The 25,401-nt window shown below is 37.6% G+C and carries 15 protein-coding genes; 11 read left to right on the top strand and 4 right to left on the bottom strand.

Annotated features, from left to right (window positions below):
• The first annotated feature begins 397 nt into the window (after window positions 1-397).
• The 7 genes from AC1RRQ_RS07945 to AC1RRQ_RS07975 all read left to right on the top strand — a co-directional run bounded on the left by AC1RRQ_RS07945 (window position 398) and on the right by AC1RRQ_RS07975 (window position 18,885).
• Window positions 398-11,596, top strand: coding sequence for a PKD domain-containing protein (locus AC1RRQ_RS07945; protein WP_493022478.1), 11,199 nt, complete (start codon window positions 398-400; stop codon window positions 11,594-11,596).
• Between the two features lie 28 nt (window positions 11,597-11,624).
• Window positions 11,625-12,548: a PorP/SprF family type IX secretion system membrane protein gene (locus tag AC1RRQ_RS07950; RefSeq protein WP_493022479.1), complete on the top strand. Its 924-nt coding sequence runs from the start codon at window positions 11,625-11,627 to the stop codon at window positions 12,546-12,548.
• A gap of 11 nt (window positions 12,549-12,559) precedes the next feature.
• On the top strand, window positions 12,560-14,488 hold the full coding sequence (locus tag AC1RRQ_RS07955) for an OmpA family protein (RefSeq protein WP_493022480.1): 1,929 nt from the start codon (window positions 12,560-12,562) through the stop codon (window positions 14,486-14,488).
• 115 nt (window positions 14,489-14,603) lie between these two features.
• Window positions 14,604-15,731, top strand: coding sequence for an N-acetylglucosamine-6-phosphate deacetylase (gene nagA, locus AC1RRQ_RS07960; protein WP_493022481.1), 1,128 nt, complete (start codon window positions 14,604-14,606; stop codon window positions 15,729-15,731).
• Window positions 15,732-15,913: 182 nt separating this feature from the next.
• On the top strand, window positions 15,914-16,201 hold the full coding sequence (locus AC1RRQ_RS07965; protein ID WP_493022482.1) for a hypothetical protein: 288 nt from the start codon (window positions 15,914-15,916) through the stop codon (window positions 16,199-16,201).
• Window positions 16,202-16,636: 435 nt separating this feature from the next.
• Window positions 16,637-17,860, top strand: a complete 1,224-nt coding sequence (locus AC1RRQ_RS07970) for a hypothetical protein (protein ID WP_493022483.1) — start codon at window positions 16,637-16,639, stop codon at window positions 17,858-17,860.
• Complete coding sequence (locus AC1RRQ_RS07975; protein ID WP_493022484.1) at window positions 17,851-18,885, top strand: hypothetical protein; 1,035 nt, start codon at window positions 17,851-17,853, stop codon at window positions 18,883-18,885. The genes AC1RRQ_RS07970 and AC1RRQ_RS07975 overlap by 10 nt, the downstream gene beginning before the upstream one ends.
• Before the next feature lie 208 nt (window positions 18,886-19,093).
• Here the strand turns inward: AC1RRQ_RS07975 and AC1RRQ_RS07980 are convergent, their stop codons facing one another.
• The 3 genes from AC1RRQ_RS07980 to AC1RRQ_RS07990 form a co-directional block, all read right to left on the bottom strand.
• The gene (locus tag AC1RRQ_RS07980) at window positions 19,094-19,423 is read right to left on the bottom strand and encodes a DUF4870 domain-containing protein (protein ID WP_493022485.1); all 330 of its coding nucleotides are present in this window, start codon (window positions 19,421-19,423) and stop codon (window positions 19,094-19,096) included.
• A 129-nt stretch (window positions 19,424-19,552) separates the two neighbouring features.
• Window positions 19,553-20,296 carry a LytR/AlgR family response regulator transcription factor gene (locus AC1RRQ_RS07985; protein WP_493022486.1) on the bottom strand — a complete coding sequence of 248 codons (744 nt, stop codon included), beginning with the start codon at window positions 20,294-20,296 and terminating at the stop codon, window positions 19,553-19,555.
• The gene (locus AC1RRQ_RS07990) at window positions 20,293-22,320 is read right to left on the bottom strand and encodes a sensor histidine kinase (RefSeq protein WP_493022487.1); all 2,028 of its coding nucleotides are present in this window, start codon (window positions 22,318-22,320) and stop codon (window positions 20,293-20,295) included. The genes AC1RRQ_RS07985 and AC1RRQ_RS07990 overlap by 4 nt, the downstream gene beginning before the upstream one ends.
• A gap of 247 nt (window positions 22,321-22,567) precedes the next feature.
• Here AC1RRQ_RS07990 and AC1RRQ_RS07995 point away from each other — a divergent pair, with 247 nt between their 5' ends.
• The 4 genes from AC1RRQ_RS07995 to AC1RRQ_RS08010 are packed head-to-tail and all read left to right on the top strand — an operon-like array spanning window position 22,568 to window position 24,554.
• A complete protein-coding gene (locus tag AC1RRQ_RS07995) occupies window positions 22,568-23,023 on the top strand; it encodes a hypothetical protein (protein ID WP_493022488.1) in 456 nt (151 codons plus the stop codon).
• A 6-nt stretch (window positions 23,024-23,029) separates the two neighbouring features.
• Window positions 23,030-23,488, top strand: coding sequence for a hypothetical protein (locus AC1RRQ_RS08000; RefSeq protein WP_493022489.1), 459 nt, complete (start codon window positions 23,030-23,032; stop codon window positions 23,486-23,488).
• Window positions 23,475-23,993 carry a hypothetical protein gene (locus tag AC1RRQ_RS08005; RefSeq protein ID WP_493022490.1) on the top strand — a complete coding sequence of 173 codons (519 nt, stop codon included), beginning with the start codon at window positions 23,475-23,477 and terminating at the stop codon, window positions 23,991-23,993. The genes AC1RRQ_RS08000 and AC1RRQ_RS08005 overlap by 14 nt, the downstream gene beginning before the upstream one ends.
• A 12-nt stretch (window positions 23,994-24,005) precedes the next feature.
• Window positions 24,006-24,554: a hypothetical protein gene (locus AC1RRQ_RS08010; protein ID WP_493022491.1), complete on the top strand. Its 549-nt coding sequence runs from the start codon at window positions 24,006-24,008 to the stop codon at window positions 24,552-24,554.
• Between the two features lie 71 nt (window positions 24,555-24,625).
• Here the strand turns inward: AC1RRQ_RS08010 and AC1RRQ_RS08015 are convergent, their stop codons facing one another.
• Window positions 24,626-25,216, bottom strand: coding sequence for a murein L,D-transpeptidase catalytic domain-containing protein (locus AC1RRQ_RS08015; RefSeq protein WP_493022492.1), 591 nt, complete (start codon window positions 25,214-25,216; stop codon window positions 24,626-24,628).
• Window positions 25,217-25,401: the final 185 nt, after the last annotated feature.

Below are 25,401 nucleotides of genomic sequence, written 5' to 3' on the forward strand. Positions count from 1 at the left end.
CAATTTTTTAACAAGTTTTAGTTTATTAAAAATATTTAATTTCTTACAAGAAGTTGATTTTACAGTTATTGAGAGAAATTCTAATTGAATACTGATATTCGAATCTGGAAGAATTTCGAATTAAAAAAATATAGGAATCAAAATATAACCGATAAGGCTTTAAAATTTATTAAGATCTATTTCCAGCCTAAAATCCAGTCTTTTCAACCAAAAAACAGGTTGCAAATTATAACTTGAAACATGTATTTTGATTTCTCCGCTCGATCTTTCCGTAAATTTGAGTGTCCCCCCCTGCTAATTTTTTTTGCGTCTTTTTTTTATCGAAAGTTAACTAGCTTATTAATTTAATGTGGTTATATAAATTGTTCGTATCCACCATTTTTCAATCCCAAAGCCTATGGAACAATCTATACTAATTAGGAAGTATTTCAAAAAACTGGTTTTAAGTGTATCTTTTCTTCTTGTATATACTACAACCCTTTATGGACAAAATTGTTCCGTAAATGCCGGTATCTTAAATGTTACGATCTGCGAAACAGATGCGCTGGTGCTTACCGGAAATAATCCGTCTCCTATTATTGGAAATGTCTTATGGACACAGATATCAGGACCAACGGTAGTAATTAATTCTCCCAACGCTTCTTCGACTACCGTTTCTGGTTACACAGGAGGAAACACTTATATTTTTAGATATAGTGCAACCTGTGGAGACGGAGTGCTTACTTATCAGGATAAGGTGGTAAACGTGCAGCCTATCACTATTGCCAACGCTGGCGGTAATATAACAAGCTGTCCTAATAGTTCAGGAAATTTAACCATTACGGCAAATACGCCTCAAAATCCAGGAGAAACAGCTTATTGGGAAATAGTAGGGGCTAATAATGCGGGAGTGGTCATTAATTTCCCGAATCTGCCTACCTCAACGATAACTTTACCACAGACCAGCTGCGGCACCACTACGCTGCAATGGGTTATAGAAGGCCCTGAATATGCAGCCGGACAACGATGCAGAACAACATCGCAGATTACCGTAACGAATTACGGAGGTGTTAAACCCGTATCTGCCGGACCAGATCAAACCTTGACTAATTGTTATACCACAACACAAACTACAAATCTTAATGGAACATACGGAGGTTGCGGCCTTAATGGACAAAACGGCCAATGGACATTTGTAAGCGGTCCTAATACGCCTACAATTGCAAATCCAAATGCAAACAATACACAAGTTTCAAATCTTACAGAAGGAACTTATACGTTTAGATGGACCGTTACAGGACCTTGTGCTTCTGGTAATGATCTTGTTACCATTGTAGTGCCTCCCGCAACTCAGGATGTAACGACTTTACCTGGCGGGGATGAAAATATTTTCTTCTGCGACAGTTCTATTAACCAGGTTACGCTTGTTGCTCAAACACCATTATATGCTGGTGAAACTGTACAATGGACACAAATTGAAGGTGATACAGGCGCTGTAATTGTTTCGCCGACAAATCCAACTACCTTGGTCACTAATATTTCAGATGCCGGAGATCCTTACCGATTTAGATATACGCTTACAAACAGTAATACAGGCTGTGTTTTTACCAAAGATTATATTGTACAATTTAACAGCCCTACAAGAACAATTTTAGCCAATAATGGCGATGATTTGGTAGGAAGCTGTAATGCTACGGTATTTACAATTCCGCTTGCAATAACAGGAACGGGTTACAATCAATACCGAATTGTGAGCGGACCAAGCACTTCTCCGCTTGGACCATTTCCTACTGCCTTAACCAATATTGGAAATTCCTTAACGCTTACTCTTAACACTTCTGGTGAATATATAGTCGAATTTATACGAAAACAAGACGGATCGCTTCCTATTGGCTGTGATTACGGTTTCGACTCTTTGAATATTTTAGTTTCGGGCGAGCCTACGCCTTCTAATGCCGGTTCAGATGTAAGTCTGCCTTGCGGTGATACCTCAACAGTTTTGTCTGGAGTTATGACAGATGAAGGATTGCATTTCTGGAGTCAGTTAAGCGGCCCTAATGAGGCTGCTATCGTTGATGTTTTTGCAGTAGACACTCAGGTAACCGGATTAATACCCGGAAGTTATGTTTTCGAATACATTACAAAAGGCGGTGGTTCAAAATGTGGTTTTTCTGTTTCTACAGTGACCATATATGTATCATCGAGTACTTTAGGAGTTACAGATGCAGGTCCAGATCAGGTAGTTTGTACAAACGCACAAGTTACTCTTGCGGCATCACCAGCTCTTAGTGGTGAAATTGGTGAATGGAGCCAAACTCCTGGTCCTAATACTCTTATTTTTTCTGATCTCCATGATCCAAATGCCACAGTTACGGGTTTTGCGACTAATTCCTCATCCTATCAATTACAATGGACAATTTCGTATCTTCATCCTGGCCCGTCTTGCAGTGCATCTATTTCTGATACTGTGACAATTTTAACAAATAATACAAATGCATCATCAACCTCTGATGCTGGTCCCGATGCTTGTTATCCTTCCGGAACAAGTTCTTTCAATTTAAGTGGAAATACACCTGGAATTTTTGAAACTGGTACCTGGTCAGTTACTCCTTCAACAGGAGTTATTATTGCCGATATAAATAATCCGAATACTTTGGTAAACGTGCCCGCAAATGGTACTTATACATTTACATGGGCCATCGAAACAGCTACAAGATTATGCGATCCTAATAAAAGTTCTGTCAAAGTTACCATTGCCAATACTCCTCCGGAAGCAAATGCAGGGCCAGATCAGGAAACCTGCGGCAATACCATTACTATGGCGGCAACCGCAAGCAGCGGCGGAATTGGTACATGGACCAGAATTTCAGGGGTTGGCGGCTATACTATAAGCGATGAACACGATCCTAATGCTGTTTTTACTTTTGCTTACAGCGGTTATTATATTTTTAGATGGACAATAAATGCAGATGTCTGCGGTGCAGCTTTTGATGATATTAATTTAACTATCGGAATTCCTCCAGTTGCAGCAAATGCAGGGCCAGATCAAAATATTTGTAACAGTACCAGTGTCACCATGGCCGGAAGCAATTACGACAGTTTTTTCGAAAGCGGACAATGGTCTGTATTAACTGGTGCTCCCAATCAGCCAAATATTGTAAATCCATCTAATCCTAATACCATAATTAACGGACTTGTGGCAGGTACTTATACTTTTAGATGGACAATTACGGCAAAAAGTATCTTTTTGTGTAACGGAACTCAGGATGATGTAACGGTTGTGGTTACTCCTGCTGCAAATGCCGGAGCCGATCAGACTTTTTGCGACGTAACGAGTATTCAGCTTAAAGGAAATGAGAATTCTAAAGGAACCTGGACACTTACCAATACATCAGGAAATATAAATGATGTGGTTATTACCCAATCGCCTCCAGACAATTACGTTGCCAATGCCACTGTTGTCCCTGGAAACACTTATGTTTTTACATATACAACCAATACCGTAACAAATCCTGACGGCAGCACTTGCCCGGGATCTTCAGATTCGGTAAATGTTGATATTTTCAGCGGTGCCAGTATAGATCCAAATGCAGGAGCCGATCAAACTTTATGTATTTCTGATGTTGGAGGTACAGCTACTTTAACGGGAAATATGCCTCCGCCTGATGTTTCTGTTGCCGAATGGCGCTTTGTTTACCAGCCTGCAGGAAGTGTTGCCGTAATTACAACACCTTCTGCCCCATTAACTACCGTTACAGGATTAACCGTACCGGGACTTTATATTCTGGAATGGGTATTTGAAAATACTTCGTGCAGATCCTTATCAGATGTGGTAAGGATTGAAATGAACGCACCGCCAAGTAACGCAGATGCAGGTCCAGATGATACCGCAGCCTGTCAGACCACTTATCAAACCAACGCTCTTCCGCCAGCAGTAGGTATCGGAACATGGTCTTTTGCCAGCCCTGGAGATGATCCGTCTGGAGGTGCTGTTGTAATCAACAATCCTAACAGTCCGGTAACAACTTTATCCAATATTACTACTCTAGGAACCTATCGATTAACATGGACGGTAACAAACGGACCTTTTACAAATCCATCTTTATGTCAGCCATCTTCAGATACTGTAGAAATAACCTTTAACGACATTCCTCCATCTATTGCAAATGCAGGTCCGGATCAGGAATTGTGTGATGAAGATACCGCTGTAATGGCTGCTCAGGCAGTAACTTCGGGTATAGGAACCTGGACTATGACTTCAGGCCCAAATAATGCCAATATCGCTTCTCCAAACAGCGAAAACTCATTAATGCTAGGCTTAATTCCCGGAACATACCTATTTAAATGGACGGTTACGACCTTAAATCTTAATGGGTGTATTTCAGAGGATTCTGTGCAAGTTACCATTTATGATCTTCCTTCAACAGCAAATGCAGGACCAGATCAAACAATTCCGCAGTTTTCGCCTGTCAATATGAATGCCGCTGTACCCACTGTAGGTACGGGAGAATGGACTCAGGTTTCCGGGCCAAGTACAGTAGGATTTACGGATGAAACTTCTCCGACAACAGCCGTTACGGGTACTATTGCCGGAACATACGTTTTAAGATGGACGGTAACCAACGGAAATTGTGCTGTTTCTTCAGATACGGTAACACTGACTATTTTATCTGTTGCCGATCTTGAACTGACTAAATCTATAACGCCAATGACAGGAAGTGCGGGCGATACCGTGACTTTCAGCATACAGGTTTTTAATAATAATTCGCTTGGCGGAACGGTAGATGCTACCGGAGTGGCAGTAAGAGATTACATCCCTGCGGGTTATACGATAATTCCGGGTTCTGCCAATTTTGGCGGACAATACAATATTGGCGACAATACCATTTCGTGGTACAATCTGACCGTTCCTAATGGAAACCGAATTACCCTGAATTTTCAAGCGGTGGTACTTCCAACAGGATCGTATCTAAATATGGCCGAAGTTATTGCTTCCAATCAATTTGATCCTGATAGTACGCCAAACAATAATATTTTAGCAGAAGACGATCAGGACGATGCCGATTTCATATTAGATGTTGCCGATTTATCACTTCAAAAAACCGTTTCACCATCAACAGTAAGTATTAATGATAATGTAGTATTTACCATTAGAGTAACGAACAGCGGACCAAATAATGCTTCAGGGATCACCGTTTCAGATCATCTTCCTCCGGGATATACTTATGTAAGCGACAATGGAGCGGGCAAATACAACAATACAACAGGCATTTGGAATGTTGGAAATCTAAACAACGGAAACACGCTTACTTTGCAAATTACAGCAAAAGTAAATGTTGCCACAGCTTCCAATTATGTAAATACTGCCGAAATACAAACGGCGCATCAAGTCGATCCTGATAGTACACCAGGCAACGGTCTTCCTGAAGACGATATGGCGAGTGCCAATGTTACCCTAAAAGCAGCTGATTTAGAATTGACAAAATCTGTTTCTCCAACTTCTGCAGCAGCAGGACAACAAGTCAATTTTACTATTAATGTAGTAAACAAAGGCCCTGGAAACGCTACTGGAGTAAGTGTTCAGGATGTTATTCCGGTTGGGTATACTTTAATTCCGGGATCAGTATCAAATGGAGGTACGTATCAGGTTGCAACGGCTGCCATAGATTGGAAAAACTTAGTTATAGCCAGCGGTGCCAATATTAACCTAACTTTCAACGCATTTGTAAATCCGCTTGGAAGTTATGTAAATGTCGCTCAGGTAACGGCAAGTGATTTGCCAGATCCGGATTCGACTCCAAATAATAATATTCCAACAGAAGACGATCAGGATACTGCCGAGATCACTTTCATAGGCCCATCTGCCGATTTATCGTTGGTGAAAAATGTTGTGGCCGGAAATACAAGTCCAGTTGTAGGAAGTCAGGTTTCATTTGAACTCGTAATTACTAACGACGGACCAAATAATGCTACAGGAGTTCAGATAACCGATTTACTTCCGTCAGGTTTTGAATTTGTAAACTACAGCTCATCAGCAGGAATTTATAATGATCTCACAGGTTTATGGAACGTAGGTACGGTTGACAAAGGAGTCTCTGAATCTCTTATTATAGATGCAAAAGTACTTCCAACAGGTATTTACACAAACGTAACACAGGTAACAGCAAGTGATATTCCTGATCCGGATTCTACACCAAATAACGACGACGGAGACCAAAGCGAAGATGACGAAGACAATGCCGTTATTACTCCTGTTCAGCCTTCGGCAGATTTATCTCTAACAAAATCAGTCAATAATCCAACGCCATTGGTAGGTTCGCAGGTAACTTTTGAAGTTATTGTAACTAATAACGGGCCTCAGGATAATACAGGTGTTCAGGTTACCGATTTACTTCCTAGCGGCTATACTTATAGCAATTTTACCGTATCAACCGGAGCTTATGATCCGGGAACAGGTGTTTGGACAGTGGGTAATTTAGCAAATGGAAAATTTGAAACTCTTCAAATTACGGCAACTGTAAACGCCGCTGGAGATTATCTGAATAAAGCCGAAGTAACGGCCAGTGATCTTCCTGATCCGGATTCTACTCCAAATAACGGAAGTACGACCGAAGATGATTATGCTGAAGTTTCAACAGTTCCTGTACAGCAATCATCAGATTTATCTCTTACCAAAACAGTAAGCAATGCTACGCCGGTAGTTGGCACGCAAGTTACTTTTGCTATTATCGTAACCAACAACGGGCCACAGGATAATACAGGCGTTCAGGTTACCGATTTACTGCCATCCGGATATACTTATAATAGTTATACCGTTTCAACCGGGGCTTACAACCCAAATACGGGAGTTTGGACAGTTGGTAATTTGGTAAATGGAAAATTTGAAACCCTGCAAGTTACCGCAACTGTAAATGCAGCAGGAGATTATCTTAATAAAGCCGAAATAACAGCAGCAACTGTTGCCGATCCGGATTCAACTCCAAATAACGGCATTATAACCGAAGACGATTATGCAGAAGTTTCTACGACTCCAATTCCAACTTCAGCTGATTTATCACTTACCAAAGTGGTTAATAATACTACACCATTAGTAGGATCTCAGGTCACTTTCAGCCTTGAAATAACAAACAGCGGCCCTCAGGAAACGAGCGGTGTAACCGTTACCGATTTGCTTCCTACCGGATATACGTACGTTTCATATAGTACCACATTAGGAAATTATGATCCTGTAACCGGATTATGGAATGTTGGAATCCTGCCGGTTGCGGCTTCTCATACTTTACAAATTACAACTGTAGTAAATGCAGCCGGAAATTATGTTAATACAGCAGAAGTTACCGCCAGCAGTCAGCCAGATCCGGATTCGACACCAAATAATGGAGTTACTACAGAAGATGATTATGCATCAGCCGTGACCACTCCGGTAAGTCAATCTTCGGATTTATCCTTAACTAAAACGGTAAGCAATCCTACACCACTTGTAGGTTCACAAGTTATTTTTGAAGTTGTGGTAACCAACAGCGGCCCTCAAAACAATACAGGGGTTCAGGTAAAAGATCAATTACCAAACGGTTATACTTTTATCGGGTTTACGGTTTCTAAAGGTACTTATAACCCATTAACTGGAATTTGGACAGTTGGTAATTTAGCTAATGGAGATTCTGAAACACTCCAGATTGTGGCTGCTGTAAATCCAACAGGAATCTACACTAACAAAGCCGAAGTAAGCGCCAGTGATCTTCCTGATCCGGATTCAACACCAAATAACGGAAGTACAACCGAAGACGATTATGCCGAAGCTTCTACTACTCCAATCTTGGCATCAGCAGATTTATCACTTACCAAAACAGTAAACAACAGTAATCCGCTAATTGGTTCTCAGGTTACTTTCAGCATCGAAGTAAGTAATGCAGGACCACAAGGAACGAGCGGAGTTACAGTAACTGATTTACTTCCTTCCGGATACACTTATGTTTCCTACAGTGCCACAAACGGAACTTATAATCCTGCAACCGGACTTTGGAATGTTGGATTACTGCCTGTTGCCGCTTCTCATACCTTACAAATTACTGCAATTGTAAATTCAATTGGAGATTATTTAAATATAGCCGAAGTTACTGCAAGCGCACTTCCAGATCCGGATTCAACACCAAATAACGGAGTTACGACTGAAGATGATTATGCGACTGCAACAGTTACTCCAACGAATCAATCTTCGGATTTATCTTTAACTAAAACCGTAAATAATACAACACCATTAGTAGGTTCGCAGGTTACTTTTGAAGTGATTGTAACCAATAACGGTCCTCAAAATAATACAGGCGTACAAGTGACTGATTTACTTCCTAACGGATATACGTATAACAGTTTTACCATTTCTACTGGAACTTACAATCCTGCAACCGGAATATGGAACGTTGGTAATTTAATTAATGGAAAATCAGAAACACTGCAATTAACCGCAACGGTAAATGCAGCAGGAAATTACTTGAATATTGCTGAGGTTACAGCAGCGGGACTTCCTGATCCGGATTCAACGCCAAATAATGGAGTTACTACCGAAGATGATTATGCCACTGCAACTGTAACACCAAGTAATCAGGCATCGGATTTATCCTTAACTAAAACCGTAAATAATACAACACCATTAGTAGGTTCTCCCGTTATTTTTGAAGTTGTAGTAACCAATAACGGCCCTCAGAATAATACCGGAGTTCAGGTAACCGATTTACTTAAGAACGGATATACACTTACTAGTTTTACCATTTCTACCGGAACTTACAATCCAACAACGGGAATATGGAACGTTGGTAATTTAATCAATGGAAAATCAGAAACATTGCAGATTACCGCAACAGTAAACCTCACCGGAAATTATTTAAATGAAGCCGAAGTTACAGCAGCAGGACTTCCTGATCCGGATTCAACACCAAATAACGGAGTTACAAATGAAGACGATTACGGATCTGTAGTGACAGTACCAATTAATCAGGCTGCGAATTTATCTTTGACTAAAACAGTAAATAATCCAACGCCTTTAGTGGGGGCTCCAGTTACTTTTGAAATTGTCGTGACCAACAGCGGACCTCAAAATGTTACAGGTGTAGAAGTAACTGATTTATTGCCTTCCGGATATACCTATAGCAGTTTTACGGCAACTAAAGGAACATACAATAAAACAACCGGAAAATGGAATATTGGTTCTCTATTGAATGGCGATTCTCAGACACTGCAAGTAACAGCTTCTGTTAATGCCGTGGGTAATTACATCAATATTGCTGAGGTTACGGCAAGCAGTCTGCCAGATCCAAATTCAACACCAAATAACGGAGTTCAAACCGAAGACGATTATGCAACGGCAACCGTAACTCCGGCTCAGGCCACAGCCGATTTATCTCTTGTTAAAGCAGTAGTAGGCGGTAATTTAAGTCCAATATTTGGGGCAACCATTACTTTTGAAATCACGGTAAAAAACAGCGGACCACAAGCTGCAACCGGAGTACAAGTTAAAGATTTACTGCCAAGCGGATACGAATATATTGTTTACAGCTCTACAACAGGACAATATTTTGAAACTACCGGAATATGGAATGTGGGAACAATTCCAAATGGCGGTTCAGAATCACTGCTTATATCAGCAAGAGTTCATACTACCGGAGATTATCACAATGTTGCTGAAGTTTACGCCTCAAACGAATTTGATCCTGATAGTACACCAAATAATAATGTTGATGGCGAAGACGATATGTCCTCTGTGGTAGTTTCGCCTGTTCCTGCTGTTACAGACCTTTCGATAGAGAAAAATGTAGTCAACAATAATCTGACTCCGGCAGTGGGCTCACAGATTTCATTCGCGATTACCGTAACCAATTCAGGTCCGAGTATCTCAACCGGAGTAACTATAAAAGATATTATTCCATCTGGTTATCAATATATCTTTTTCAATTCTACTTCAGGCAGCTATAGTCCAAGTACCGGAATATGGACACCGGGACCTATTCTGCCTGGTAACAGTCATACTTTATTGATTAATGTTTTTGTAAAAAGCCCAACCGGAACTGCAAATGAATACTTAAATACTGCCGAAATTATGACTGCAGATCAATTTGATCCTGATAGTACACCTGGAAATGGCGTTACGACAGAAGACGATTACGACAGTATTTCGGTAACACCAGTAATTGTAATGGCCGATTTATCTATCAAAAAAACAGCATTAAATGAAGATGCCGTTCATGATGTGGGTTCAACTGTTATTTTCACCGTAACTGTTACCAACGATGGTCCGGCAGATGCAAGCGGTGTAATGGTGAAAGATTTACTGCCTCCGGGATTCACTTATTTTACAAGCAGTCCTACAAGCGGCCTATATAATTACGTAACCGGAGTTTGGAATGTAGGATCTATTGCTGCCGGAACAGATCAGTCTTTGGATATTTATACTATAGTAAATCCACCGTCTGGAGCTCCAAATCAATATGTAAACACAACCGAGGTTATTGCCTCTAACCTGCCCGATCCGGATTCAACACCAAATAACGGGGTTGTAACCGAAGACGATTATGATAGTTTACAAATTAAAGTGGCTGTTGCCGATTTAAGTTTAGAGAAAACAGTCAGCAATAAAAACGCAAATGTAAATGAGGTAGTAACCTATACGATACAAATTAACAACGAAGGCCCAAGCACTGCTACCGGAGTTGCCGTTGAAGATCTTATTCCGTTAGGTTTCTCTAATATCAGTAATATCAACAATGGAGGAATCTTCAGCAAAAACATTATTAAATGGGTAGACTTAACCGTTCCTGTTGGCGGTATTACCTTAACGTATCAGGCAACTGTTGCTAGTCCGCATGGATTAGACAGTAACGATTATCTGAATATTGCCCAGGTAACAGCCAGCAATCAATTTGACCCGGACAGTAAGCCAAATAATGATAACGGCGATCAAAGCGAAGACGACGAAGATTCAGAATTTGTAAATATTCCGTCAACCGATATTGCAATAAACAAAGACGTAGACCAAACCGATGTGCCGATGGGTACCGAAGTAACCTTTACCATTACCGCCGAAAATCGAGGAAACTTAACGGCTACAAATGTTGAGGTACAGGATGTTCTTCCAAAAGGATATACCTTAACCAGCACTGCAGTATCATCAGGAGTTTACAACAGTGCAACGGGCGCTTGGACCATTCCTTCGGTAAATGTTGGAAGTTCTCAAACCTTAACCATTAAAGCCAAAGTACAAGATTTTAATGATTATCTAAATACAGCCCATCTTGTAAAAATGGATCAGATTGATACCAATTCGTCAAACAATCAGGATAGTGCAACCGTATCGCCAAACTGTCTGAAAATTTACAATGAATTTTCTCCAAACGACGACGGACAAAACGATACCTTCTATATCGATTGTATCACGCAATATCCGGATAATCAGCTCGAAATATTCAATCGCTGGGGTAATTTAGTGTATCACAAAAAAGGATACGATAACACTTGGGATGGAAAAGCAGACGGCTCTGCTAAAACACTTCCCGAAGGTACTTACTTCTATGTTCTGGATCTCGGAAACGGTTCGGCTAAAAAATCGGGATGGCTTTATTTAAAATAAAATAGGATAACCAAAATAAGAATTGGCTATGATTAAAAATATAAAAAAGATTTTCACAATCATTACGATGCTTTCTGTATTTGGTGTTGCTGCACAGCAAGATCCGCAATACACGCAGTATATGTATAATACGCTTAGTGTAAACTCTGCGTATGCCGGCTCATTAGGACATTTGGCCATAACCGGAATTTATAGAACACAATGGGTTGGCCTTGAAGGAGCGCCAAACACGCAGTCTTTTACTTTAGATACCCCAATCGCCAAAAATCTTGGTTTGGGTATTTCTGTAGTCAGCGAAGAAATAGGCCCATCAGAAGAACAATATTTAGATGCCAACTTCTCCTATACCATACAATCCGGGCAAACACATAAATTATCTTTTGGTATTAAAGGAGGAGGAAGAGTAATCAATATAGACTGGACAAAAGGGAGCCACAGAGAACCTGACGTTCAGTTTCGCGAAAACATCACCAATAAGTTTCTGCCCGTGGTTGGCGCAGGATTGTACTGGCATGGCGAAAGAGATTATATCGGGATAGCCGTTCCTAACTTTATGACCCGCGAAAGATACGATTATGATGATATTGCCGATGATCTTGTAAACGAAAGAATGCACCTTTACCTTATTGGAGGAATCGTTTTTGATCTTTCGGCACATACAAAATTTAAACCCGCCGTTTTGGTAAAATATGTTGCCGGAGCACCGCTTATTGCCGATTTTTCGGCCAATTTCATGTTTAATAATGCACTTACACTTGGTGCTTCGTATCGTACTGGAGATTCTGTAAGTGCCATGGCCTCTATACAAATTACACCTCAGTTTTTGGTAGGTTATGCTTACGATTATACGACAACAGAATTACAGACGTATAACAGCGGCACACACGAAATTATGCTTCGATTTGAATTAGTATCACGAAAAAAGGGATTAAAATCTCCTAGATTCTTTTAATACTATGCTATATGAAAAAAAGAATTACTATACTGGTATTGCTGGCAATGCAAATGATTTATTCGCAGACCAAAAACAAAACAGCCGATGCTCTATTTGATAAAATGTATTATATAGAAGCTGCAAAATCGTACGAATTGTCAATAAAAAATGGAGACATTTCTAAAGAAATGCTGCAACGCGTTGGAGACGCACATTATTTTAATACACAAATGACCAGTGCCAGTAAATGGTACGGTAAACTGCTTGCGGATTATCCAAATGAGGTTCCGGCAGAATATTATTTTAGATATGCCCAATCGTTACAGGGAATTCAGAATTATGACCTGGCCAAAAAATGGATGAAAAGTTTTTCTGAAAAACAAAAAACAACCGATTCCAGAGCGCAGAATTTTTCGCTTAAAACCGTAACACTCGAAGATATCAAGAAAATAAAACCGCAGTTTGTACTCGAAAATCTCGAAATCAATTCGGCTTATTCAGATTTTGGACCTATGTTTTACAAAGGCGATTTGGTATATTCTACAACCGTAGATTCCTCTTATTTAAAAACGGCAAAATACGGCTGGAACGATCAACCCTATTTAAACATGCAGTTAGGAAAAATAAGTCCAACGCAGACTAATGTTACTTTTAAAGAACGATTTGGAAAAGAAATTACAACCCAGTTTCACGAAGCCTGTGTCGCTTTTTCGCCAGATGAAAAAACAATTTATTTCACCCGAAACAATTATAACGGAAAACTAAAAAGAGACAGCAAAGGCATCAATAACCTCAAAATATATTCGGCGAAAGCCACAGAAAATGGCAACGGAACCGTTCGATGGGAAAACGTAAAAGAACTTCCGTTTAACAGCGATAATTATTCGGTTGGACAGCCTTCTGTAAGCAAAGACGGGAAGAAATTGTATTTCGTTTCAGACATGCCCGGAACAATTGGTTCTACAGATATTTTTGTAGTCGATATTTTAGGTGAAGATCAATATTCGAACCCAAAGAATTTAGGCGAAAAAATAAATACCAGCGGACGCGAAATGTTTCCGTTTATAACCGATAAAGCCTTGTATTTTTCTTCGGATGGATTTCTAGGACTGGGCGGACTCGATGTTTTCGAAAGCCGATTAAACGACGGAATTTTCGATTCTCCAAACAATCTTGGCGCGCCATTAAACAGCAATCGAGACGATTTTGGATATATTGTAAATGAAGAAACCAACAAAGGTTTTGTATGTTCGAACCGAAAAACAGGAAAAGGCGACGACGATATTTATTCTTTCGAAAGAAGCTGTACACAAGCAATCGAAGGTTATGTTTTTGATGCTATATCCAACAACAAAATTGCCGGCGCAATTGTAACACTCAAAAACAGTGAAAATCAAAAAGTAGACGAAACCGTTTCTAAAATAGACGGAAAATTCGAATTCAGCGAAAACATCAACTGTAACACACCTTATACAATTGAAGCCGCAAAAGACAATTTTACCGCAAGCACCAAAGCCATTGTTACGTCCGAAAACTCAGGAATAACTCAGGTTCCTATTGGTCTCGATCCGTCGCTGATAGAACGAAAAGATGGATTACTGAAAATAAAAATCGGAATTATTTTCTTTGATCTCGATAAATCAAATGTTCGCTATGATGCTGCAATCGAATTAAACAAAGTCGTTTTATTAATGAGCCAATATCCAAGTGTAGTCATTAAAATTGAATCTCATACCGATTCAAGAGCCAATGATCAATACAATCTGGAACTTTCTGACCGACGTGCCAAAGCAACCCGAGATTACATCATTTCACAGGGAATCGCTCCGGAAAGAATTGAAAGCGCCATTGGTTATGGAGAAACACAGCTTATTAATAACTGTTCCAACGGAGTTCCGTGTACCGAAGCACAGCATCAAATGAACAGACGAAGCGAGTTTATCATCACCAAAATGTAATAGAAATTCTGCCTCTTTATTTTGTTTTTATTTGAATGACTTCCGAATGATATTGATACATTTGTAATTCTGGAAAATACATTTTTGAATAAAAAGCAAAAGAAATACAATTAAAATGAAACAGGCGATTGTTAATGCCATAGTACATACTGGTGATGAGATAATAGATAATGGTATCATTATCATTGAAAACGGAATTATTCTTTCAGTACAAAAAGAAGTTCCAAATGATATGGAAACAATCGATTTACAAGGAAAACATATTGGTGCCGGTTTTATAGATATCCAGATAAACGGAGGAGAACAACATTATTTCAGTCAGACTCCAAACGAAGAAACGATTCAGGACATTTACGATTCAAGTCTTAAATACGGAACTACACATGTACTGCCCTGTTTAATTTCGTCCTCAAAAGAAACCATTTTACAAGGAATCGAAGCCACTCGCAATTACATAAGCAAACACCACAATGGTGTAATCGGGATGCATTTAGAAGGACCTTTTTTAAACCCTTTAAAACGCGGCGCACACAGCATTGATCAGGTTCGTAAACCAACAAACGCAGAACTCGAAGAAATTATAAAATACGGTAAAGACGTTATTAAAGTAATAACCATCGCTCCGGAATGTTTTACTGATGAACAATTAAATATGCTCCTGGAAAGCGGTATTACCATTTCGGCAGGACATTCTACAATGGGTTATAAAGAAGCACAGCATTATTTCTCTAAAGGAATCAATCTCGTAACCCATTTATTTAATGCCATGACCCAATTTGGCCATCGTGAACCCGGTTTAGTAGGTGCCGTTTTTGAAAATGAAAAAGTTTACGCTCCCGTAATTTTAGACGGAGCACATTGCGATTATGCTGCTGCAAAAGTGGCGTACAAACTCAAACAGGAAAAATTCTTTTTAATAAGCGATGCCACCTTTCTGGGGCGCAAAGTTGCCAATTTTAAATGGGACAATTTTGATGCGCATTTAGAAAATGGTTTTTATAGAAATGAAGACGGTAATCTGGCTGGAGCTACTATTTCGATGCTCGAAGCTGTTCAAAATGCCTACAATCATTTAAATGTTTCTGCTGATGAAGCACTAAAAATGGCAACCACAAGAGTTGCGGCAGCTATTGGTTTGGAAAACAAATACGGAAAAATAAAACAAGGATTTCCTGCAAGTTTCGTCAAATTCAACGCTGATTTATCAGAAATAGAAACTTTAAATTTTCCTGCGGTTTTATAGACAAAAATCCAATTTACATGCATAAAAAGCTCCAGAGGAGGCATATTTAAATGATATATATTTCGCTCCTATGGAGCTTGAAATCATGGTCTATATAATTGCTATAAATATTATGCTCCTATGGAGCATTTTTTATTAAACCAAACGGATGTTGATTTTACTAATCAATTTAATTTATTTGATTGAAAGCTCCAGAGGAGCATAATATTTATAGCGCAATTATTTTCCATGCAGAAAAGCTCCAGAGGAGCGGCATATTTATAGCACAATTTATTTCCATGCAGAAAAAGCTCCGGAGGAGTGGCATATCTATAGCACAATTTATTTTCCATGCAGAAAAAGCTCCGGAGGAGTGGCATATCTATAGCACAATTTATTTCCACACACAAAAAGCTCCAGAGGAGCGGCATATTTATAGCACAATTTATTTTCCATGCAGAAAAAGCTCCGGAGGAGCGGCATATCTATAGCACAATTTATTTTCCACACACAAAAAGCTCCAGAGGAGCGACATATTTCAATGATATATGTTTCGATCCTCTGGAGCTTAAAATTACGGTACATATAATTGCTATAAATATATATGCTTCTATGGAGCATTTTTTTTGTTAAACCAAACGGATGTTGATTAGGCTTTTCTGCATTTTAACCCAAAACTTAAACCTTTTTAACCAAATTCGAAAGCCCCGATCTCAATTCATTTTTACCTTCGTTTCATAAATAATAAAGCCGAAAAGTATAAATAATAAAAACCTCTTAAAAGCAAACAAATCAGCGGTGTGTACGAGCAAAAATGCAGAAAAACCTACTTTTACTCCAAATTAAATTCGCATTTTTCTTGTTTAACATAAGTTTATTGATAGTTTTGCGTTTCAATAATAACCCCCAAATACCTACTACAACCTATGAAAAAAAATTTTCATTATTTTTTGCTTGCCCTTTCGGCAGGTATGCTGTTTAGCTGCAGTGATCACGAAACCGAAGGTGATCCGTATCAGCCCAATTATCTGCCGAGTATCGATGCCTCGGCATTACCAGCCGGAAACAGACCCATGACCATGTTTGAAGACAACGAAAGTGCTTCTAAAATGTATGACAATAAAAACCGCTGGTTTAGAGTAAACCAACCGCTGCAAGTCATTCAAAAAGGAAAAGATTCAGTACAAGTTTCTCTTTATTCCCCAGTTGGCCTTACCGATGTAAAAATTTACGCCAAACTGCCTAATTACGAGAAACGATTCCTGATTTATAACTTTACAAAAGTTCCGGCTTTTCACCGATCTTTTCATAAAATTCCGCTTACGGAAGGTAAAAACGATTATCAATTAGAAACCGGTAACACCGTAACAATCGATAAAATCGAAGGATTTTCATCTGGAGCGATCGAATTTTCGGTAGAATCGAGCGATCCTTTATTTCAGAAATTCAAAAAAATTAAGTCAACACATTTAGTTCAGTTCAGCGATTCTTATCATATAAATGAATATGGAAAGTTTCTGCCAATGAATCCCGTTTTGGCGAAAGAAGCTATTACGATGATTATCAATTATTCGTATGCTTTAAGCCACCCTATTTATTACAGCACTTTTACCAATTTTGACAAATTCAAGAAAGAGCAGGCAGACCTTGCCGGAACTGGAATAAACGGTGCATTAAACTGGCACGGAAACGCCGATGATGCAAACGGAACTTATGATTATTATACCAAAGAACAAATCGAAAAAATATACTGGGATTATCTTGACGGCAGAACCGTGAATATGGCCATGGTAGGCGGAGATTCGGCTTGGGGCGGAGGCGCTTTGGCTTCGCAGTGGGAATCTGGTTATATAACCGGACACTGGCTTGGCGAAATGTCGGTTTGGTCACACGAATATTCGCATCATATTGGTTTCAGCCACAGCAGTAATTTAGCCAATAGCGGCGAAGGAGGCGGTCAGCAGGAAATGCTTACTCATTTTTATAAATACCTGATTTATTTAAATGATCTTCCTTTTACAGATCCGGAGGTTTTAAAAGGATGGACAAAAACCGGCTATTTAACAGGAACTTACAAAAAACCTGTATTTACTGTAAACCCAAAAAATCCATTTTTATTAAAATATAAAGGAGAAGGAAAATGGAATTAATCAACAAAATCAAGATGAACAGACTGCCTTTTTTAATCTTACTGCTTTTTGTTATAACAAGCTGCAGTAAAGACAGCTACGATATAGAACCAACAAATTACGATTACTACTACCCTACCGAAGATGCTTCAATAACAGCCAAGCAGATTGGTGATGGCACCGGAACGTTAGACCCAAAAGGTATCGCAATCTCTAAAGAAAAACTATATGTATGCAATGGAGACGTTTTAGAAGTTTTTAATGCCGTAACCCTTGCGCATATTAAAACAATTTCAAATTATACAAAAGGAACAACCACAATCCCGTTTACGCAATTATCGTCTATTAGCATTGACAATGGCCGAATCTATGTAGGAAGTGTCGATTCGAGACTTTTTGTTTTGGATGAAAACACCACTTTAGGAATCAATACTGTTGGAAACGGTAACTGGTGGGAGACTTTTGTACACGTATTTGGCGTTGTGGTAAAAGACGGATTGGTGTTTGTAAAAGAAAAAGAAAAAAGCATCAAAGTTTTTGAAACTTCTCAGATAACCGAAACAAGCAGCTGGAAGTTAAATCCAATCGCTAAACTGAATACGTTAAACGGATGGACAGAAGTATACTCGATGGATGTACAGTCAGGTAATTTAGTCGTGGCAGGAAGAGATGCTAAAAGTTATTTGTATTATAATATTGCCAATATTAAAGCAAATGCGGCAAGTTCTTTAACAACTCCTATTGAACCTTCAAAAACTCCATTTACAGATGTTAAACCGCTTTCTGTAACCTTCAGTACAGATTTTGCTGTAACTTCAGAAAATGCCGGAAGCACCAATTACGTGCGTTTGTATTCGAAAGAAGATTTTCTTAAAAAGAACTACAAACCAATCGTAAATGCATCGGATATTCTGGGACAGAATCCTTTTGGAACTATTGTAAGTACGGCGCAGCTTAACGATCGTATTTTCTTATCTGATAATTCAAATCAAAAAATAAGAATTATTAAACTCAATAAATCTACAATTGCTGAGCAGAAAAACTAGCTCAAATTGTATTTGAACTTAAAAGCCTTTAAAGTATAAACTTTAAAGGCTTTTTTTAAATCAGAATTATTTTCAGCATTGCGTACTGCATTTAAAAATGTCTCAGCATCGTTATTGACAAACTACAAGTTAAATGAATTTAGAAGCTGATCCGTTTTTTACTATTCAAAAAAAATTAAAACTTTGGTAAAAGCCTAAAATTGGAAACTTAGTTTACGAAACTAAATTTATCTTCAAACATTTGGCCAATAACCGGGATTGGTTTCTTTTGCTCATTTGCTGCATTGATGATTCCGAAAATCCATAAAATGAAAATCACATAACCAATGTAGCTCAGGAAATAAAGCGAAGGTACGATCGTTACAATAACCGAAAGCAGAATATTTACTACTAATGAGAATAGAAAAATTCCGAAACCTTGTTTAAGGTGATACGTTACAAGATCACTTTTTGGAGATGAATCTTTGCTTTTTACGAAGGCTATGATCCATCCAATAATGGTAACATAACTCAGGATTGATAAGGTTTTATTATTCATGTTTCTTTTAATTTGTATAAGTCAAAAGTAGATACAATGAAAACAAAACGAAATAACCACTTTGTCATTGGCGGTTTTCAATTGGTATTTGCAGTATTTCAATACATAAGCAGTAAGAACAATTCAAAATTAAATTTCATCTTTCATGAGTTTAAAAAACTGTTCTTTCTTTCCTCTCGAAATAGGTACAACCGATTTATCATTCATGTGAACCATTCCTTCTCGGGAATAACTCAAAATCGAATTTACATTAATTAAATGCGACTGGTGAACCCTGAAAAACATTGGCGAAAGCAAAATATCTTCATAGTTTTTTAAAGGTTTAGAAACCATAATTTTTCGGCCGTCTGTTAGAAAAAATGTCGTATACGAACCCGAAGTTTCGCATCGTAAAATCTGATCTAATTTCACCACATACATTGCTTCCTGTGTGGGCAGAACCAATCTATCCGGAGTTTTAGAAAGATTAGTCTGCAATTCTGTTATTTGTTGTTTTTCCAGAACTCTTTCCTCTAAAACCGCAATACGATCAATAGCCGTTTTTAATTCAAGCGAATCAATTGGTTTAAGCAGATAATCTATAGCACTGTATTTAAAAGCATTAACAGCATGCTGCTCAAAAGCGGTTGTAAATATGAGATGAAAAGAATGAAATGAAAGTCCCTGCAAAACCTCAAAACCAGTTCCGTCCTTCAGCATAATATCCATAAAAACCAAATCAGGTTTAAGTCTGTCGATTATTTTTTTTGCCTCATCAACACTTTCCGCATATCCAATTATCTGAATCGTATCGTTAGAAACCATTTCGAGCATAATCGACAAAGCTTCTCTCAATCGATGTTCGTCTTCAATAATTATCGTTTTATATATCATGATAAAATAGGAATATTTATAATTACAATAACGCCGCGTCCGTCAGTTTCGACGTCTCTTTCTTTAACCGTAAATCCTGCATTTGGATTCTCTTTTTGCATTTTAGACAATCTTTCATCGGTAATTGTCGTCGAAAGAGATTGATGCGTATCGTTTATTTTTAATTTTCTTGAAGCCGTCAAACCTATTCCGTTGTCTTTAATCGTGCAAATTAAACTCTGATTTGTTTCATCTGATTTAAAATAAATTTCGATCAAACCATGCACATTATTTTCCTGGGGTTTCAAACCATGTTCAACTGCATTTTCTATAAAAGGCTGAATCAATAAAGGAGGAATTAAAACTTCTTTTTCGACGTTTTCATCGCATTCAATAACATAGTCAAAACCATTATTTAAACGAAGCTGCTGTAATTCGATATAATTTTTTAAAGTATTGATTTCTTCTTCAAGAGAAATCGTTTCTTTTCGAGATTGTTCTAAAACCTGTCTGGTAAGCTTCGAAAATTTATTGAGATACGAAACCGCCGGAATTGTATCTTTCTGGAGAATCATACTTTGAATATTTCCTAAAGCATTAAAAATAAAATGCGGATCCATCTGCGAACGAAGTAATCTTCTTTCTAAAGACAAACGCGCTGCAAGATTTTCGATCGTTTCCTTTTCCATCAGCTGCATTTTAAGTTCGCTGTTGGCCTGCTCTTGTTTTAGAAAATCCTCACGGTTTTGGTAATACCGCTGACGGTAATAATAAGAACGGAACATAAACACAAGACCTATTAATAAAACTCCTGCAATACCGTAACCCAATAATTTATTCTTTTGTTCCAGTTCATTTTCTAATTCCAGCTGTTTAATTCTTTCCGCTTTTTTAGACGATTCATACCTCGCATCAGCATTTTGAAGTAATGATTGTGTTGACTCTTTGTATTTTAACTGCGTATATTTTGCATAAAACGTATCATAGTTGTAATATGCCTGAAAATCTTTTCTTTTAGCCGCAACATCTTTTAGACAGCTGTAAAAAGTAGCAAAAAGATAATTATCTGTATACGGAAGGCTTTTTTGATAATTAATACCTTCAATAAAAAGAAGTTCTGCCTGGCTGTAATTTCCTTTTTGAGTTAAATAAAAACCTTTAAGTCCAATGGCACTTCGGTAAATAATTCTAATATTGTATTTTTTAGCAATTGCCGTAGCTTTTTCTAAATTCAATAAAAAAGCTTTTTCATTAATTGGCTGCGGGCCTTTAGTATAAAGATCGGCTAAATTTAAATAAGCAATCCCAATGTTGCTTTTGCTTACAATTTTATCAGCATTTTTTTCAGCCAAAGCAACCGTTTCTTCAAAGAATTTTATAGCTGCTTCCCAATCAAACATGCCGCCGGTTTCTAACTTATCACTCAAAAAGCCGCCCAGTGCCAGCCTTGCATGCAGCTGGCTTTCAGGATCACCTGATTTTTCTGCATGAATCATAGCTTCCCTCGCATACTTTTCTACTTTAGTAGGCGAAGCGGGCGAAAATAAATACGATATATCCGATGCTATTTTAGCGCATTGATCGTGTGCTTTTGCTTTAGAAAATAATCTATAAGCTTCTAATAAATAATTCAGCGCCTGAGGTTTGTCTTCTATATACGATTTTAAAGCTCCCATTGCGGCAGATGCATGAGCCTTTGCCCTGATTTTTTTTACATTCTGCGAAAGATAAAAAGCGGTATCTGCATAATGCATAAACTCTTTCAGATCAAGCAGTCGTCGTTCTGTAAGCGCCAAATAAGCATAACAAATAACTTCGTCATCTTTGTTCTTATTCTTGTGTGCAAGATGAAGTGCCTGTTTCTGAATTTTTATACAGGAAACAGTATCAGAAAAACGTTTGGCGAAACCCTCAGCGGCCATTTTTTCAATAGGAGAAATACCCTGAGCCTGGATTTTGGATACGGCTAAAAGCGAAAACAAAACATAAAAAAATAGTTTTAGTTTTCTTAAACTCAATAAATCAATTGTAAAAATTTGGCGCATAAATGGTCGTAATTACTGGCAAAGTACAAATTGTCAATCTACTGACCAAACATTTTTAAATGGTTTTTGTTTGATAAAACATTAAAAAACAACCGCTTAAACCAGCTCGAAACCCAAGCAGATTCTCAATATATTTCAGAATTAACCAAATAAAAATCTAAATCCTCCATTTACCAATTCCCAATTGTTAATGGGTCTGCTATGGAGTAATCTTGTTCTAATAAATAATTTTAAAATTAAATCTATTATGAATAAGAAAATTCTTTCAATGTTAGTAATCTGTTTCTGTTTTTTAACTCAAATTTCTTTTGGACAGAGTGATGATAAACGCACAAAAATAGAAATTTCAGTAAAAGACGGAAACAAAACCATTACAGTTCCTATACGATCGGCTACAGTTTCATTTACCAAAGGAGAAAATTATAAGGATCCTGCTGATAAAACAGATAACAGATCTTATTTTTTCAATCTTGATTTTGAAAAACAAGACATCAATTTACTCCGCGCTTTTGCAACAAGCAAAAATGGTCTCGACGGGCAGATTACAATGGTCGATACGTACGGAAAAACACCAACTAGAAAATTTGAATTTAAGGGAGCTAAATTAGACAGTTTGAGCGATCAGCTTACCGGAGATTATTCAAGCTCTTATTTTTCATTGTACTGCAGCCTGATAATTATCGATGGTGTAACCATACAATAAATGACAATGACGCATTTAAAATATTTTGAAAAAAACGGCAGTCAATATACCCTGAAACGAGAATATGGTTTTGGCATTATGGTGAGCGCTGGAATGGCGGCTTTTGCTGCTGCGGGTCTTTGGCTCCATGAAGCTATTATGTTTTGGATTTTTGGCATTCTTGCTGTTCTGTGCTTTATTTCAATTTGGATGAAACACGTGAGTATTGACATGAACAAAAAAGAAATAACAGCAAAAATTGGTCTTATAAATCCGCCGGTTCATATTCCGCTGAAAGATTTTCAAAACTTCGAATTAGTACGCATTAGGCAATATATGCTTACTACAAATACTTCTCTGAATGCTTATTATTTAAAAGAAGGAAAGGAAAAATGTGTCATGATTGCACAAGCTTTTACCAGCAGAAAAATTCAAAATCTGGCCAATGAAATTGATGAAATACTGAACAGCAATGAACATTCGTGAAAAATATAATATAACAGAATCTGCCCATTCTTTTTCATTCCAGCCTGTTAAACCACTGCAAAAAATATCGCAGTGGTTTTTGGCTGGTATTATCGCTGCTGCAATTGTACTTCCTTTTTTTGAAGAAAAACTGGGCAAAGTATGGTTTTATTCTCTTTACGTTTTATTAGCTTATGGCGTACTGCATAGTTTGTATGATATTTATATCAGAGCCCGAATTCGCTATACTTTTGACAGCAGAAATAATGCGGTTTACAAAATGACACCATTATTTCCTCATAAAAAAATCATGAAATTAGAAGAAGCTGTTATCTTTGTAAGTTCCGAAATGGGAAGCTGGCACTATAGTTTAGGCGCCAGAAAAAGCCATTTTATTAAAAATTATTTCATCAGCGAAAACTTCAGCTCAGGCAGAAAAAGCGATCAAAAACAAGCCGAATATGAAAACCATATTCTGGCAAAATTAAACCAGCTGATAGAATCTGTTCAAACTGTACAATCTTAATTATTTTTATATATGAAAATCCGGAAAATCTTCGCCTTAGTATTTGTATCAACCTTATTGTTTTCATGTAATTTTTTTACAGACAGTTCTCCAAACAGAGTTTTTGAACTAATTGGTTTAAATGCCAATAAAATTCCGCAAAGCTTTGAGCGTGTATTTAAAGAATACTATCAGCAGAAACAAAACGGAAGTTTACAAGCTCTTGCCGATGATCAAAAAACGATGCGTTCTTCTAATTGTGTTGATGCAGTTAACTTTTATTACGGAAACACGTTTAAAGAAGACATCAAAAAAATTAACGCCCTAAGCAAAACCGATGAAACAGAACCAATTATAAAAGCCGGAATTGAATTATTTGAATATGCTCAGGAAGTTCAAACAAACGATTTCCCAAAAATTGCCAAAATGATAGACGACGGAAAAAGTGAGGAAGAAATCAATCTTGCAGCAAAACAGCTTGATGATACAAAAGGCATTGAACTGGATAAAAAATACAAAAAAGTAATGGATTTACTTTTACCTTACGCCGACAAACATGGCGTAGAATACAAAAGATTCTAATTAAAAAATCCTGCAAAGTTTTGAAAACCTTGCAGGATTAACACACACACTACACATATCCAACTCTAAAATCAATAGTAAATATTCAAAAGAATACTTGATTTAGAGCTGTCTATAAATTTTTCCAACTTTTTAAAGAAAACCTCACTCACCATCGGACATCCTTTACTGTTGGAAATATAATAATCCTGTTCTTCATTTGGCACTGCCGAATACGAATGCAGCACAATAGCTCTTTTTACAGCATTACTGTTTGTTTCGTCTAATCCTGCCAATTTATAGGCTTTTCCAAACATTCCTTTGTATGGCTTGCCAACAGCATAACATCCTAACGAAGTACATTTAGAATCTGGTTCATTGCTGAATTTTAATTCTCCTCTAATCCCCGTTTCAGAACCAGCACCATTTGCTACAAGTCCTTCTTCGAGAATTTTATCATTTACCAAATCGTAAACAAAAAATCTGTTTCTGCCTGATTTGATTTTCATATCAATAAAAAAAGCAATTTTTGTATTGTAAGAGGTATTCTTTTTAATCATTGCTTTAACATCTTCAAGCTGACTATTGAATCTTTCCATTTCAAGATTTATAGGCTTAATTTCATTTTCTTTTGGACCACTGAAAAAGCTAATCACAAAAAACAACAAACTGAATAACTTCATAAAAATCGTTTTTAAAATTCGCGATGCAAATGTAGATTCAAACCAAACTAAAATCCGCCCATAAAAGATTGAAGAATAACACAATAAGACTTTTTTATTCTTCTTCAAAAAACTGATAATCAAATAGCTGCCCATAAAAAAAGAGGCTGTCTCAAAAGTCGAGACAGCCTCTTTTTTATACTAAA

The organism is Flavobacterium sp. GW821-FHT12A05, assembly GCF_058807735.1.

Bases quoted from the DNA above. Each gene is read 5' to 3' on its own strand.
- AC1RRQ_RS08015 (WP_493022492.1), bottom strand. From the start codon at position 25,216: ATGAAGTTATTCAGTTTGTTGTTTTTTGTGATTAGCTTTTTCAGTGGT.
- AC1RRQ_RS08010 (WP_493022491.1), top strand. From the start codon at position 24,006: ATGAAAATCCGGAAAATCTTCGCCTTAGTATTTGTATCAACCTTATTG.
- AC1RRQ_RS07945 (WP_493022478.1), top strand. From the start codon at position 398: ATGGAACAATCTATACTAATTAGGAAGTATTTCAAAAAACTGGTTTTA.
- AC1RRQ_RS07995 (WP_493022488.1), top strand. From the start codon at position 22,568: ATGAATAAGAAAATTCTTTCAATGTTAGTAATCTGTTTCTGTTTTTTA.
- AC1RRQ_RS07955 (WP_493022480.1), top strand. From the start codon at position 12,560: ATGAAAAAAAGAATTACTATACTGGTATTGCTGGCAATGCAAATGATT.
- AC1RRQ_RS07985 (WP_493022486.1), bottom strand. From the start codon at position 20,296: ATGATATATAAAACGATAATTATTGAAGACGAACATCGATTGAGAGAA.
- AC1RRQ_RS07980 (WP_493022485.1), bottom strand. From the start codon at position 19,423: ATGAATAATAAAACCTTATCAATCCTGAGTTATGTTACCATTATTGGA.
- AC1RRQ_RS08000 (WP_493022489.1), top strand. From the start codon at position 23,030: ATGACGCATTTAAAATATTTTGAAAAAAACGGCAGTCAATATACCCTG.
- AC1RRQ_RS08005 (WP_493022490.1), top strand. From the start codon at position 23,475: ATGAACATTCGTGAAAAATATAATATAACAGAATCTGCCCATTCTTTT.
- AC1RRQ_RS07975 (WP_493022484.1), top strand. From the start codon at position 17,851: ATGGAATTAATCAACAAAATCAAGATGAACAGACTGCCTTTTTTAATC.
- nagA (WP_493022481.1), top strand. From the start codon at position 14,604: ATGAAACAGGCGATTGTTAATGCCATAGTACATACTGGTGATGAGATA.
- AC1RRQ_RS07970 (WP_493022483.1), top strand. From the start codon at position 16,637: ATGAAAAAAAATTTTCATTATTTTTTGCTTGCCCTTTCGGCAGGTATG.
- AC1RRQ_RS07950 (WP_493022479.1), top strand. From the start codon at position 11,625: ATGATTAAAAATATAAAAAAGATTTTCACAATCATTACGATGCTTTCT.
- AC1RRQ_RS07990 (WP_493022487.1), bottom strand. From the start codon at position 22,320: ATGCGCCAAATTTTTACAATTGATTTATTGAGTTTAAGAAAACTAAAA.